At 61.5% G+C, this 14,092-nt stretch carries 11 protein-coding genes; 9 read left to right on the forward strand and 2 right to left on the reverse strand.

Annotated features, from left to right (window positions below):
* The first annotated feature begins 380 nt into the window (after window positions 1–380).
* From C3938_RS07315 to C3938_RS07340, 6 genes are all read left to right on the forward strand, one after another.
* Window positions 381–2,462 carry a S8 family peptidase gene (locus tag C3938_RS07315; RefSeq protein ID WP_105102511.1) on the forward strand — a complete coding sequence of 694 codons (2,082 nt, stop codon included), beginning with the start codon at window positions 381–383 and terminating at the stop codon, window positions 2,460–2,462.
* Between the two features lie 210 nt (window positions 2,463–2,672).
* Window positions 2,673–3,917 (forward strand): sterol desaturase family protein, encoded by a 1,245-nt coding sequence (locus C3938_RS07320; RefSeq protein WP_105102512.1) that lies wholly within the window; start codon window positions 2,673–2,675, stop codon window positions 3,915–3,917.
* 216 nt (window positions 3,918–4,133) lie between these two features.
* On the forward strand, window positions 4,134–4,754 hold the full coding sequence (gene gmk, locus C3938_RS07325; RefSeq protein ID WP_105102513.1) for a guanylate kinase: 621 nt from the start codon (window positions 4,134–4,136) through the stop codon (window positions 4,752–4,754).
* 169 nt (window positions 4,755–4,923) lie between these two features.
* Window positions 4,924–5,187, forward strand: a complete 264-nt coding sequence (gene rpoZ, locus C3938_RS07330; protein WP_105102514.1) for a DNA-directed RNA polymerase subunit omega — start codon at window positions 4,924–4,926, stop codon at window positions 5,185–5,187.
* Window positions 5,188–5,245: 58 nt separating this feature from the next.
* Window positions 5,246–7,363 carry a bifunctional GTP diphosphokinase/guanosine-3',5'-bis pyrophosphate 3'-pyrophosphohydrolase gene (gene spoT, locus C3938_RS07335; RefSeq protein WP_105102515.1) on the forward strand — a complete coding sequence of 706 codons (2,118 nt, stop codon included), beginning with the start codon at window positions 5,246–5,248 and terminating at the stop codon, window positions 7,361–7,363.
* A gap of 508 nt (window positions 7,364–7,871) precedes the next feature.
* On the forward strand, window positions 7,872–8,255 hold the full coding sequence (locus C3938_RS07340; RefSeq protein ID WP_105102516.1) for a RidA family protein: 384 nt from the start codon (window positions 7,872–7,874) through the stop codon (window positions 8,253–8,255).
* A 72-nt stretch (window positions 8,256–8,327) separates the two neighbouring features.
* On the opposite strand, the gene C3938_RS07345 is transcribed toward C3938_RS07340, so the two are convergent.
* Together C3938_RS07345 and C3938_RS07350 are read right to left on the reverse strand one after the other, a co-directional pair.
* Window positions 8,328–9,206, reverse strand: a complete 879-nt coding sequence (locus C3938_RS07345) for an NAD-dependent epimerase/dehydratase family protein (protein WP_105102517.1) — start codon at window positions 9,204–9,206, stop codon at window positions 8,328–8,330.
* 213 nt (window positions 9,207–9,419) lie between these two features.
* Complete coding sequence (locus C3938_RS07350; protein ID WP_105102518.1) at window positions 9,420–9,671, reverse strand: GlsB/YeaQ/YmgE family stress response membrane protein; 252 nt, start codon at window positions 9,669–9,671, stop codon at window positions 9,420–9,422.
* A gap of 233 nt (window positions 9,672–9,904) precedes the next feature.
* Between C3938_RS07350 and C3938_RS07355 the strand changes: the two genes are divergently transcribed.
* The 3 genes from C3938_RS07355 to C3938_RS07365 all read left to right on the forward strand — a co-directional run bounded on the left by C3938_RS07355 (window position 9,905) and on the right by C3938_RS07365 (window position 13,928).
* Complete coding sequence (locus C3938_RS07355; protein ID WP_105103278.1) at window positions 9,905–10,828, forward strand: hydrogen peroxide-inducible genes activator; 924 nt, start codon at window positions 9,905–9,907, stop codon at window positions 10,826–10,828.
* On the forward strand, window positions 10,825–12,957 hold the full coding sequence (gene recG / locus C3938_RS07360; protein WP_105102519.1) for an ATP-dependent DNA helicase RecG: 2,133 nt from the start codon (window positions 10,825–10,827) through the stop codon (window positions 12,955–12,957). The genes C3938_RS07355 and recG overlap by 4 nt, the downstream gene beginning before the upstream one ends.
* Before the next feature lie 278 nt (window positions 12,958–13,235).
* Entirely contained in the window at window positions 13,236–13,928 is a 693-nt protein-coding gene (locus C3938_RS07365) for a hypothetical protein (RefSeq protein WP_105102520.1), read from the forward strand.
* The last annotated feature ends 164 nt before the right edge of the window (window positions 13,929–14,092 follow it).

Here is a 14,092-nt window from a genome sequence, read left to right on the forward strand (position 1 = left end):
ATTGTCGCGGCTTTTTCATCTTCAGAAACGTTTTTCCCAGTGGCTGATCGCTGTTGCCGATTTTCGGATAGCAGGAAAATAGCCTGCCAAACATGAAAACGCTTTTCACGCCAGCGCGTGAGACACCCATCGCACAAAATCCCTAAAGGGTTACGATCGTACCAAATAGATCCTAATTTTGGCGCGAATTCCAAAGAGTTGTCCCGTTTTTTGATTGTGGGCGCAACCCACTTCCTCGTTAAACCAAAGCCCGGAAACAGACGCCCAACAAAATTGGGCCTCGATTTCCAGGTCCGCTGCCCAGGAGTTCCGCAGTGTGTTTGACGACGGCTCTCTATCCAGCTCCGTCGATAAAAATAATTAAGGAGAAATTCGCAACAATGAAATTTTCAGCATTATTGAAACAGCGTCCCGGTGCCGTGCTCGGCGCCGCAACGCTTCTGTTCAGCGCCACATTCGGTGTGAGTTTTACCGCGCACGCAGTGGAGCCCGAGCTGTCCGCCATGGCGGTTGCACCGGACGAGGTGGTGACGGATCGCATCATCGTGAAATACAAGAACACCATGGCCGGCGCCAATGCGATGTCCATGTCGCAGACCGCCATCGACCGGGTGGCGCAAACCGCCGGCCACCGCTTCCAGCACATGCGCCGCCTCGCGACCGGGGCGCAATTGATGAAGCTGGAACGGCGCACCAGCAAAGCGGAGCTCGATGCGATCATTGCCCGCCTGCAACAAGACCCGCAGGTGGAATACGCGGAACCCGACCGCCTGATGCGGCCCATGGCCGTCCCCAACGACACCAACTACAACCAGCAGTGGCACTACTTTGAAGCCACTGGAGGCCTGAATCTGCCGGCGGCCTGGGATGTGACCCAGGGTGAAGGGGTTGTGGTGGGTGTCATCGATACCGGGTACCGCCCGCACGCCGACCTGAACGCCAATATTCTGCCCGGCTACGACATGATCTCAGACACCAGCGTGTCCCAGGATGGCAACGGTCGCGACAGTGACGCCAGCGATCCCGGCGACTGGTCTCCCGCCGGCGCCTGCGGTGCCGGGCAACCGGCCTACAGCAGCAGCTGGCACGGCACGCACGTGGCCGGCACCATCGCCGCGGTAACCAACAATGGCACCGGTGTGGCAGGCGTCGCGTACAAGTCGAAGATCGTTCCCATCCGTGTACTGGGCCGCTGCGGTGGTTACACCTCCGACATTGCCGACGGCATCATCTGGGGCGCAGGCGGCAGCGTCAGTGGTGTCCCGGCCAACGCCAACCCGGCGCAAGTGCTGAACCTGAGCCTCGGCGGCAGTGGCAGTTGCGACACTACCACCCAGAACGCGATCAACACTGCGCGCAGCCTCGGCACTACCGTGGTGGTGGCGGCGGGTAACTCCAACGCGAATGCCGGTAATTACAGCCCCGCAAGCTGCTCCGGTGTGATTTCCGTGGCATCCACCAACCGCGCCGGCAGCCGCGCCTACTACTCCAACTACGGCAGCGTGGTGGATGTGGCGGCGCCGGGTGGCGAAACTTCCGTGAGCTCCAACGGTGTGCTGTCTACGCTCAATAGCGGCAGCCAGGGCCCCGGCAGCGACAGCTACGCCTTCTATCAGGGCACAAGTATGGCGGCACCTCATGTCGCCGGCGCGGCGGCACTGCTGTACGCGGTGGACAGCGGTATTACGCCAAACGAAGTGGAGTCGATCCTGAAAAGCACTGCACGTAGCTTCCCCGGTAGCTGCAGCCAGTGTGGTTCCGGCATCGTGGATGCCGCGGCGGCAGTGGCGGCAGCCAATGGCGGTGGCGGTGGTGACCCTGAGCCCGGTGACGGCGAGCTGACCAACGGTGTGGCCAAAACCGGTCTCTCCGCCAGCAGCGGCCAGGCCCTGTACTTCACACTGGAGGTTCCGGCCGGTGTCAGTAACCTCAGCTTCAGCATCTCTGGCGGCAGCGGCGACGCGGACCTTTACGTGCGCTATGGCAGCCAACCCACGACCGGCAGCTACGACTGTCGACCCTACCTGAACGGCAACAACGAAACCTGCAATATCAGTAATGTGCAGGCGGGCACCTACCATGTGATGCTGCGCGCTTACAGCAGCTTCTCTGGCGTGAGCCTGACTGGCAGCTTCGATGAGGGTGGCAGCGGTGGCGGCGCCACCGGCTGGACCGAGACCAATCTTTCTGGCTCCTCCGGCTCCTGGCGGCACTTCACCCTGGACGTGAACAGCGGCATGTCTGCACTGGAAGTCCTGATGAGTGGCGGCAGCGGTGACGGCGACCTGTATGTGCGCTACGGCGCCCAGCCCACCACCAGCAACTACAACTGTCGCCCCTATCGCTACGGCAACAACGAGAGCTGCAGTATCAGCAACCCGCAGGCGGGGACCTGGTATATCAGCATCCGCGGTTACAGCGCCTACTCCGGGGTTACTCTGCAGGCTGAGGCCGCACCCTGATCGGGTCCGCGAATTGCGGAATTTCTGATCCGTAATTTCCCCCTTGTTTTGGCCGGCATTTGCCGGCCTTTTTTATGGGGAACCGCTTCCGAAAAGCTCACGGATTTCGGAATCCGGTCTCTGCGGGACATGGTTCGCGTCGCGGCTTGTGGCAACATTACCCACAGCTGAAAACAACGATAACGACACAATCCATATTCCGAGGTACCCGTGGGTCTCGTCACTGCCGCCATTCCATTTTTTCTGCTCGCCGTACTGATCGAACTGGCTCTGGACCGCTGGCGCGGCTGGGGTCTGTATCGCCTGAACGATGCCATCGGCAGCCTCGCCGCCGGCATTCTGAGCCGCATCCTCGGCCTGGTACGCGTGGGCATCCTGGTGTTGCTCTACATCCCCCTGTACCAGTGGCTGGAACCGGTTTACCAGAACCTCGGTATCAGCTGGTCGCTGGACAACCCCTGGCACCTGGTGCTGGCGGTGATCGCCTACGACTTCTGCTACTACTGGAAGCACCGCATCTGCCACGAGATCAATATCTTCTGGGCGGAGCACCTGGTGCACCACCAGAGCGAGGACTACAACCTCACCACCGCGCTGCGGCAGTCCAGCGATCTGGTGCCGCTGGGATGGATCTTCTACTTGCCGCTGCTGTTGATCGGCATGCCTTGGGAGCTGCTGGTCACCGCCGGCGCCATCGACCTGATCTACCAGTTCTGGGTCCACACCCAGAAATTCCCCAAGGTGCGCTGGATGGAGTGGATTCTGGTCACCCCTTCCAACCACCGGGTACACCACGCCCAGAACAAGGTGTATGTGGACCGCAACTACGGTGGCGTGCTGATTGTGTGGGACCGCCTGTTCGGCACCTATCAGGAGGAGCTCGAAGAAGAACCCTGCATTTACGGCGTGCGCAAGCCGCTCAATACCTTTGACCCGCTCGCCGCCAACCTGCAGCACTTCCGGCGTATGTGGCTGGATGCGGTATACACCAAGAGCTGGAAGGAAAAACTTACCCTGTGGTTCCGGGCCACCGGCTACCGCCCCGCGGACGCGGAGGCGGCGATGCCCGTGCCCAGTTGCGACCTGGACAATTTCCAACGCTTTGACCCGGCCATTGCCCGGGGCCTGCGGTGGTATGCCCTGGCGCAGCATGTGGTTTACTCCGTCGCCACACTGGCATTGCTGCAGTACAGCAAAACCCTCGACTACGGCACCACGGCGCTGCTGGTTTTGATACTGGTGGTGGGGCTGGTGATCAACGGGCGCATTCTGGATGGAGAAGCGCGCACCCGCTTCTGGGAAACGGGCAGGCTGATTGCCCTGGCCGTCGCGCTACCACTGTTGCCACAGGCAATCTGGACCGCGGTCGCCGGTTACTGCATCGTCAGTGTAACGTTGTGGTGGTGGTTGGTTTTTACTGGCAAAGACGATACAGTCACTTCCGTTAGTCATTAACGCTAGGAATCCGCAGTAGCCCGAACTTCCCCTGAGTCCGGGTTGAGTTTCCGCAGGCACTCCCGGCCGGCTTCGGTCCGCCCGTCCCCCCGTGACAGGCGGCTCGAAAAAGCCCAACACCTTTGCCCCCCAGCACCGGCCGGGGGACTGCCTGTCTCGCATCCGTTATAATCCCCGCCCACCATCCCACTTACCACCACTGCAGCAAGGTTCGCCGTGTCCACAGGTACTCTCTATACGGTCTCCGCGCCATCCGGCGCCGGTAAAACCAGTCTCGTGAAGGCGCTGATCGAGGCCGACACCCAGGTCACCGTATCCGTGTCCCACACCACCCGGCCCATGCGCCCCGGTGAGATCGATGGGATCAACTATCATTTCGTGGACCGCGATGGCTTTGTGGCGATGCTCGGAGAGGGGGCGTTCCTGGAGCACGCCCAGGTGTTCGAGAACTACTACGGCACCTCCAAGGCCTGGGTAGAGGAAACGCTCGCCTCGGGGCGCGATGTGATTCTCGAAATCGACTGGCAGGGCGCCGCGCAGGTACGCCGGCTGATGCCGGAAACCGTGGGAATTTTCATCCTGCCGCCGTCGCAACAGGCGCTGCTGGAGCGCCTGACCGGGCGCGGCCAGGACGACCAGGCGGTGATCGACAAGCGCATGGCGCAGGCGATCAGCGAGATGTCCCACTATGTGGAGACCGATTACCTGGTCATCAACGACGATTTCACCACGGCGCTGGCCGAGCTGCGCGCCATCATGGTGGCCGAGCGCCTGCGGCTGGTGCGGCAGCAGGAACGGCACTCCGGGCTTCTGCAATCGTTACTTCGCAGCCTCTAGCCCCAAACAGTTTCGGTGGCGGTGCCGCTGTTCGATTTGCGTACACCGCGCGCTCCGGTAGAATAGCTACCCCCAATCTGTCCGGGCCCGTCTCCAAACCCGGCCGGCAGACAACAGAATTTGCCCAATCTCGCCCACCCGGGTGAACCCACACTGGAACAGAAGACCTATGGCACGTATTACCGTTGAAGATTGCCTCGACCACGTAGACAACCGCTTTGAGCTGGTGATTGTCGGCAGCAAGCGCGCCCGCCAGATCGCCACCGGCGGCCGCGATCCCTTTGTACCGGAGGAAAACGACAAGCCCACCGTGATCGCCCTGCGCGAAATCGAAGAGGGCTTCGTGGACGCCAGTATCCTCGACGAGCCGGAAGAAGAGCCCGTGCGCCGCGCCCCGCCGGCACCGGTGTTCCTGTCCGAGCAGGACCTGTAATTCAGATACCGACCTTTTGATGCAGGACTTGCAGGAAATCTAAGAGGCGAGCGCGGCTTTGCATACGATCGACAGTCTGGCCCATCGCCTCTCATCCTACCTTCCCCCCGACCAGATCCAGTTTGTCCGCCGCGCCTACTTCTACGCGGAGCAGGCTCACGAGGGCCAGACAAGGCGCTCCGGGGAACCCTACATTACCCATCCCCTCGCCGTCGCCACCATCCTGGCGGGCATGCACATGGATGCCCAGAGCCTGGCCGCGGCCATGCTGCACGACGTGATCGAAGACACAGGCATTCCCAAGGCCGCGCTGGCAGAGCAGTTCGGGGTTGAAGTGGCGGATCTGGTGGACGGTGTGTCCAAGCTGACCCAGTTCGAAACCGACAGTCCGGCGGAAAAGCAGGCGGAAAACTTCCAGAAGATGGCGCTCGCCATGGCGCGCGATATCCGTGTGATTCTGGTGAAGCTCGCCGACCGCCTGCACAACATGCGCACCCTGGGTTCGCTGAAGCCGGAGAAGCGCGCACGCATCGCCCGTGAAACTCTGGAAATCTACGCCCCCATCGCCAATCGCCTGGGTATGAACGATGTGCGGATCGAGTTCGAGGACCGCGCCTTCTTCGCCACCTATCCGCTGCGCGCCAGCCGTCTGCGCGCGGCGTTGGTCGCCGCCCGCGGCAACCGCAAGGAGCTGCTGGAAAAGATCCAGAACGCGATCGAACTGCGCCTGGAGCGGGAAAAGATCGACGCGCTGGTGATCGGTCGCGAGAAGCACCTGTTCAGCATTTACCAGAAGATGCGCTCGAAGAAGAAGTCGTTCAAGGAAATCATGGACGTCTACGCCTTCCGCATCATCGTCGACAGTGTGGATACCTGCTATCGCACCTTCGGGGTTATCCACAACCTGTACAAGCCGGTCATCAGCGAGTTCAAGGACTACATCGCCATCCCCAAATCCAACGGCTACCAGTCATTGCACACGGTGCTGCTCGGTATGCACGGGGTGCCGATCGAGGTGCAGATCCGCACCAAGGAAATGGACGAGATGGCCAACAGCGGCATCGCCGCGCACTGGCTGTACAAGTCCTCCGGCGATGAGGTGCTCAACACCGGCGGCACCAGCCAGGTGCGCGCGCGCCGCTGGGTGCAGGGCCTGCTGGAGATGCAACAGCGTGCCGGCGACTCGCTGGAATTCATCGAAAACGTGAAGATCGACCTGTTCCCGGACGAGGTTTACGTATTCACCCCCAAGGGCAAGATCATCGACCTGCCCGCCGGTGCCACCGCGGTGGACTTCGCCTACTCGGTACACACCGATATCGGCAACTCCTGCGTGGCGGTGCGTATCAACCAGCGCCTGGCGCCGCTGTCACAGCCGCTGGAAAGCGGCCAGAAGGTGGAAATCCTCACCAGCAAAAATGTGCAGCCGAATCCCAACTGGCTCAATTTTGTGGTGACCGCCAAGGCCCGCAGTGCCATCCGCCACTTCCTCAAGCACCAGCGCCACCACGATTCCATCGCGCTGGGCCGGCGGCTGCTGGAGAAGGCACTGGTCAAATTCCACCTCAAGATTTCTGACTTGGCGGAAGACCAGATCCAGCGCGGCGTGAAGGAAGCCCGCTGTGAGAGCTTCGACAACCTGCTGGAAGAAATCGGTCTCGGTAACCGCGCTGCGTTCTCCGCCGCCAAACTGCTGGTGCCACCGGGCACCACCGAAACCGAAGCCAGCCATATCTCCTCACCGCTGACCATCGATGCCCAGGAGGGCATGATGATCAGCTTCGCCCGCTGCTGCCGCCCGATCCCTGGCGATACGATCATGGGCCATATCAGTTCCGGCAAGGGTGTGGTGGTGCACCGCGATACCTGCCGCAATGCAGCGGAACTGCGCGAACACCCGGAAAACATCATGGCGGTGAACTGGTCGCCGGATGTGAAGGGGGAGTTCCTCGGCGATGTGCGGGTGGAAGTGGAGTCCGAGCGCGGCATCATCGCACGCCTGGCCACACGCATCACGGAAGAGGGCGCCAGCATCGAGCAGATCCACGTGGATGAGAAAGATGCCCAGCACAGTGTGATCGCTCTGACGCTCGAAGTTTCCAACCGGGTGCACCTGGCGCGGGTAATGAAACGCCTGCGCAACCTGCCTGCGGTCCTGAAGATCGCCCGTCCTTGATCACCTCCATCGGCCCAAATTAAGTACACGAAACGTCGATGCGAAGGCACGGCTACCGGAGACCATCCGCGAGATCTTCTAAAACATGGATGTTTTAGAAGAGCCCCCAGGGATGGGTCTACGGCGTGTCTCGCGGATGGTCTCCGGTAGCCGTGTCGCCACAATACCTGCAACGGAGTTCATCTGAACTTCGCAGTAGCACGAGTGCCCGGATAGTCCGGCCCGCCATCGGTGCCCACCCGCCAAACAACCTGTCGGCAATCGTTTGTCGGGTGGGCACCGATGGCAGGCCTCAATGGTTACTTTGAGTCCGTCGCGACTGGCGGATGGGCGTTGCGGGTGTTTTGAGGGATTCGGTAGGGATTTGCGCGATTTTTTGCGGATTGTGGATGGGTTCGCATATCGCAATCGACAGCCCGGCATTGCTCCCCAAACCCCGGGAACCGCGCTATATTCTCCCGCTTTCTTTTTCAGCAAGCAGGCCCCGACGGGCCCGGAGAAGTAACCCATGCCCAATCGCGCCGTGATAAAAACCGATAAGGCACCGGCCGCCATCGGCAGCTACTCGCAAGCCGTTAAAGTCGACAACACCATCTACCTGTCCGGCCAGATCCCGCTGGTACCGGAAACCATGGAGCTCGTCTCCGAGGATTTCCGCGAGCAAGCCCTGCAGGTCTTCAAAAATCTGCGCGCGGTGTGCGAAGCCGCCAACGGCTCCCTGGACCACATCGTAAAACTGAACCTGTACCTTACCGATCTCAGTAACTTCGCCACCGTCAATGAAGTGATGGATGAGCTCTTCACCAAGCCGTTCCCGGCACGGGCTGCCGTAGGCGTGAGTCAGTTGCCGCGCGGTGCACAGTTTGAAGCCGAAGCGGTGATGGTGATCTAGACAGGATATGACGCGTCGCGTCGAAAACGCGGCGCGTATTGTGGAAGTCCGGGCAGGGCGCCAGGCGAGGGGTCAGTCGTTCTCCAGCAGGGTGCTGTACCCCGCGCGATAGTCCGGATACAGCAGTTTGTAACCACTGTCCAACATGCGTTTGTTGCTCAGTTTCTTTGAGCGGCGCTCGCTGGTGGGTACCTCTTCACGCAGGTGGGCGCTGGTGTACCCCATAGACTTGGCCAGCCAGCTCTGCAGTTCGTACATGGGCACCGGCGTGCAGTCGGCTCCGATATACAGCTTTTCTATCGCTCTGCCTTTCTTCTGGCCGTCGATCAGATGCGCCAGAAATCCCACCGCATCGTCTACATGAATCCGGTTGCTGAATTGCGGCGGGGAGGGCGGTGCACAGCGGCCTGCCCGGACCTGCGACAGCAGGCGGTCGCGACCGGGGCCGTAGATGCCGGCAAACCGCACCACACAGGTTTCCACCGCGCTCTGTTGTACGATTTTCTCCGCCGCCAGTAAGGCTTCGCCCTGATAGCTGCTGGGCAGGGGCTGTGAGCGCTCGTCCAGCCACTGGTCACCACTCTGGCCATAAACACGCGATGAGGAAATCCACAGGAATAGACGGGGTGGCCTCTCCATGTCTGCGAGGGCCTGGCGCATGGCGCTGGCGGTTTCCACATAAGCGCGCTGGTAAGCCTGCGGAGTGCTGGCCCCGGGGGTGAAGGTAGCGATGACGATGTCCGCGCCCTGGTTCAGATGCCTGTGGATATCCTCTACCCGGGTGGCGTCGCCGCGGCGCCAGTTGACCACATCGGCCCGGCGTTTGCGTGCCAGCGCCTGCAGCGGATTGCGACGCACGCCGAATACATCGTACGCCTTGCGATCCAGCTTCAGTGCCAGACGAGTCCCCAGATCACCACAACCGAAGATCCAGACTTTTTCCTTTGCCATAACCGCTTGAACAATCCCCCAGGTCCGAACTCCGGCCCCAAATGCCCAGTGCCAGGAATCCGTCGGCACTTATCTTTTTGAAATGTGAGAATAATTGTGAATGACTGCGAATACCCAGTCAGTAAAGCTATTTATAACCTGTTTGCCCATCGCAATCTGTGAACGGGGCCTACAGCGCGCTGTGTGACCCCGCACTTATCGCTCAGGGCTGCGTCAACGCTTTTTCACCATTCTGAATATAAACAGCAGAACAATGGCGCCGACTACGGCGGTGATGATACTGCCGAAGGACAACCCGCCCACCGTGCCGAGCCCCACAAAACTGCCCAGCCATCCGCCAAGGAAAGCACCGACGATACCGATGATCATGGTGACAATCCAGCCACCCGGGTCCGGACCCGGCATGATCCATTTGGCCAGAGCGCCTGCAATCAGGCCGAGAATGATCCAAGACAAGATTCCCATAGCGATTCTCCGCTTTGTGTGTTTTGAACACTTGCCCTTACACGTATAGCAAAAAAAGCGCCACGCCACCGCGCAATCGCCAAGTTAATAGCAAAAATTACTAACTATAAACCTCGTTAATAGCATTTTTTTCTGGTTTGAGACTTTTACACATCTGCCCGGCGGTTTTGCTGGCCGCTCAGGGGGGTTTATGAATAAACTCTATCGCCAAGTTTTCCTTGATTGCGTTTGCCATGACACTGAACGAGTTGCGCTATATCGTCACCCTGGCCCAGGAGCAGCACTTCGGTCGCGCCGCTGAGCGCTGTTTTGTGAGTCAGCCGACCCTGTCCATCGCCGTCAAAAAGCTGGAGAAGGAATTGGGTGTGGCCCTGTTCGAGCGCTCCAAGACCCGAGTGCAAGCCACGCCACTGGGTGAGCGTATCGTCGCTCAGGCCCAGCTGGTACTCGAGCAATCGGCGGCGATCAAGGACATCGCCAGCGCCGGCAAGGACCAGCTGAGCAGCCCGCTGTCGGTGGGTGCCATTTTTACTATCGGGCCCTACCTGTTCCCGCATTTCATCCCGCAGCTGCAACAACTGGCGCCGCAGATGCCGCTGTATGTAGAGGAGGGCTACACCTCCACCCTGCGCGCACGCCTGCGCAAGGGAGAACTGGACGCGGTGATCATCGCATTACCATTCACCGAGCCGGACGTGGTCACCCAACCGCTGTACGACGAACCCTTTGTGGTCCTGATGCCGTCGGACCACCCACTGGCCAAGTACGACGCCCTGAGCCCCGAGCAACTGTGCGAGGACAATGTACTGCTACTGGGTGAGGGCCACTGCTTCCGCGATCAGGTGCTGGAGGCCTGCCCGCAGCTGCAGCAGTCCATCGAGAAAGAGGCCGGCAGCGGCCATATCCGCACCGCCGCCGACGGCAGTTCGCTGGAGACCCTGCGGCACATGGTGGCCTCGCGCCTCGGTATCACCGTGCTGCCGTTGTCCGCGGCTGCGGCCTCTCAGTACGCTACCGGCGTGCTCGTTACCCGCCCGTTTGTGGCACCCGCTCCTCAACGTACCGTAGCCCTGGCCTGGCGGGCGAGCTTCCCGCGCCACCGCGCCATTGACATGCTGCGCGATGCCATCAATCAGTGTCAGCTGAAGAGTCCGTGAGCCCCAGTTCCGACAACAGTCAGAAACCGCCAGCCCCGAAAACCCTCGCGGAAGTGCCCGTCACCGCGCTCAAAGGTGTCGGCGCCAAACTGGCGGAAACACTAGCCAGACTGCACATCAGTTCCCTGCAGGACCTGTTGTTTCACCTGCCGACCCGCTACCAGGATCGTACCCGTGTGGTGCCCCTGACCGGGCTGCGCCCGGGCATGGACGCGGTCATCGAGGGCGAGGTGCGCGCCGCAAATGTGGTCCTCGGTCGCCGCCGCAGCCTGGCGGTGCGGCTGCAGGACAGCACCGGCAGCGTCACCCTGCGCTTCTTTCATTTCACCGCCGCACAGAAAAACCGCCTGGCGCCGGGAACCCGCATACGCTGCTACGGCGAAGCGCGACGCGGCAGTGCCGGTATCGAGCTCTATCATCCGGAGACAGAAGTCCTCGGCGAAGATATCTCCCCCACGGCCGACACCCTTACCCCCATCTACCCACTGACCGAAGGGCTTGGGCAGGGACGACTGCGCGCCTTGATCGGCCAGGGGCTGGACTGGCTCGCGGAGGGCAACGTCACCGAGCTGTTGCCGGCGGAACTGCTGCCGCGCGCGCTGCAGATGCCGCTCGCCGGCGCCTTGATGTATCTGCACCAGCCGCCGGCGAACGCGGATCTGGCGCAGCTGGCGGAGGGGCAGCACCCCGCCCAGCAGAGGCTGGCACTGGAAGAACTGCTGGCACACCACCTGAGCCTGTTGGAGCTGCGCCGCAGCGCCTCCAGAGTTGCAGCGCCGGCACTGGCACCGAGCACTGCACTGGAGAGGGATTTTCTTGCGCGCCTGCCGTTTTCTCCCACCAATGCGCAGAAACGTGTAGGCAGGGAAATTGCGGACGACCTCGCCCGCAGCGTACCCATGATGCGCCTGCTGCAGGGCGACGTAGGCGCCGGCAAAACCCTGGTGGCGGCACGCGCCGCACTGCAGGCTATCGGCGCGGGGTACCAATGCGCGGTGATGGCGCCCACGGAAATTCTCGCCGAGCAGCACCGCATCAATTTCTGCAGCTGGCTGGAGCCGCTGGGGATCACCGTGGCCTGGCTCAACGGCAGCATGAAAGTATCGGAGCGACGCGCCCAGCTTGCGGCCATCGCCAGCGGTGATGCACAGCTGGTCGTCGGCACCCACGCGCTGTTTCAGGAGGGCGTGGAGTTCCACCGCCTGGCCCTGGTCATCATCGACGAGCAGCACCGCTTCGGCGTGCGCCAACGCCTGCAGTTGCGGGAAAAAGGCTCGATCGAGGGCGCTCCCGGAGACCAGCAACGCACCCAACCCCATCAGCTCATCATGACCGCCACCCCCATTCCGCGCACCCTGGCCATGTCGGCATTCGCGGATCTGGACTGTTCGGTGATCGACGAACTGCCTCCCGGACGCCAGCCCATCAACACCGTGGCCATCTCGAATGAGCGCCGCTACGACGTCATGGAGAGGGTACAGAACGCCGTGCGCGAGGGCCGTCAGGCCTATTGGGTCTGCACCCTGATCGAGGAGTCGGAGACGCTGCAGGCGCAAGCGGCGGAATCCACCGCCGAAGAGCTGGCGGATACTCTCGACGGCGTGCGTGTGGCACTGGTGCACGGGCGCATGAAGCCAGATGCCAAGGAGCTGGTAATGGACGCCTTCAAGGCCGGAGAAGTCGATCTGCTGGTCGCCACCACGGTCATTGAGGTAGGTGTGGATGTGCCCAATGCCAGTCTGATGATCATCGAAAATCCCGAGCGCCTCGGCCTTTCCCAGCTACACCAGCTGCGAGGGCGCGTCGGCAGGGGCAGTATCGCCAGCCACTGTGTGCTGATGTACTCCACACCGCTGTCCGCCAACGGCCGCGCGCGCCTGCAGGCGCTGCGCACTCACGCCGATGGCTTCGCCATTGCCGAGGAAGACCTGCGCCTGCGCGGCCCCGGGGAAATCCTCGGCACCCGACAGACCGGCGAGATACAGCACCGCATCGCCGATCTTCAGCGAGACGCCCACCTGTTACCTCTGGTACAGAAGATTGCCGCGACCCCCCGCCTGGATCAGGCCGCGCGTATGGCACTGGTGAGGCGCTGGCTGCACAACAAGCCACTCTTTGCGGAAGTTTAGTACGCTGGTACCACAAATAATTTTTCCGCCAAATTCCTCGACTCTTTTTCCAAATTCTGTGAACCGCGCCGCCTTTCCCAGGGCGACCAATCGTTGTTGCGACTGACTGGTCAAACGCAGTCACCAATATTTTTGCACTTGTGCCGCGGCGATGGCAGCCTCATCCAAAAGGGTGTTTTACGCCCCGATAACAAGCCGACCTCATCACCAGAGCCGCCCCTGAGCGCGCCGAGCGAACGGCGACACCCCACGATCGCGCAAATCACAGGAAGATTCTCTTGATCAGCTTCTTCAGGCACCGCCTCGCCACCAACCACCTTGTCCTGTGCACCCTCATGGCGCTTGCTACGTCGCCCGCGGTGGGCCAGGGTCTGTTCGGCGGCGAAGCCGGTCCGCTCCCCCAGATCGCCCTGGCACGCACGGAAATCGCCGCGGACATTCCCACGCCGCTACAGGGCAACGACATGGAAGCACTACTGGCCCAGGCCACCTCCGGCCAGGGACTTACCGCCGCGCGCGACGCCGCCACGCGCGCATTCAGTGATCAGCTGCGCGACAAGCTCGACACCGCACTGCGGGCGTTCTTCATCGATGAACAGGTACCACTGGGTGCCGGCAACGGTGCACTGGCGCTGCACAATTTCATCGATATCTCCGTGGTCAAACAGCTGAACGGGCTCAAGAACAGTGGCCGTTTTGAACTGGAGCGCGGCAACCTGAGTGCCAGCGGCGACTACCACTTCCGCCTGCAGGCGCCCGACGGCCGCATACTCAAGGAAAGGCGCGTGGATATCGCGGACCTGCGCATCAAGGGCAATTACCAGATAAAGACGTACAACAATGGCCAGGATGCCGAAGACACGACACCGGCCGAACTGGATAAGCTGCTCGATATCCTGGTGGTGCGAATCCTCGACCGCATTGAAGACGACCTGGAAGCCGACAGTCTGCGGGAAATGACCAGCGGCTGATCCTCACCGGGCAGCCGATACGGGTTATCGGCTGCCACAAGCCCTCACCACCGGAGTCCCGACCCCACCTTATCAGCCCCTCACCTATCACCGCCGGCCCTAGCGCAATCCATAAATTCCCGCTGAGACGCCCCGCACAAAAAAGACTGCTACTGACGCACAAG

The organism is Microbulbifer pacificus (genome assembly GCF_002959965.1).
Taxonomy (GTDB): Bacteria; Pseudomonadota; Gammaproteobacteria; order Pseudomonadales; family Cellvibrionaceae; genus Microbulbifer; species Microbulbifer pacificus_A.

Excerpts from the sequence above, each read along its gene's own strand:
- C3938_RS07315 (WP_105102511.1), top strand. The coding sequence starts at position 381 with ATGAAATTTTCAGCATTATTGAAACAGCGTCCCGGTGCCGTGCTCGGC.
- rpoZ (WP_105102514.1), top strand. The coding sequence starts at position 4,924 with ATGGCACGTATTACCGTTGAAGATTGCCTCGACCACGTAGACAACCGC.
- C3938_RS07340 (WP_105102516.1), top strand. The coding sequence starts at position 7,872 with ATGCCCAATCGCGCCGTGATAAAAACCGATAAGGCACCGGCCGCCATC.
- C3938_RS07345 (WP_105102517.1), bottom strand. The coding sequence starts at position 9,206 with ATGGCAAAGGAAAAAGTCTGGATCTTCGGTTGTGGTGATCTGGGGACT.
- C3938_RS07350 (WP_105102518.1), bottom strand. The coding sequence starts at position 9,671 with ATGGGAATCTTGTCTTGGATCATTCTCGGCCTGATTGCAGGCGCTCTG.
- C3938_RS07355 (WP_105103278.1), top strand. The coding sequence starts at position 9,905 with ATGACACTGAACGAGTTGCGCTATATCGTCACCCTGGCCCAGGAGCAG.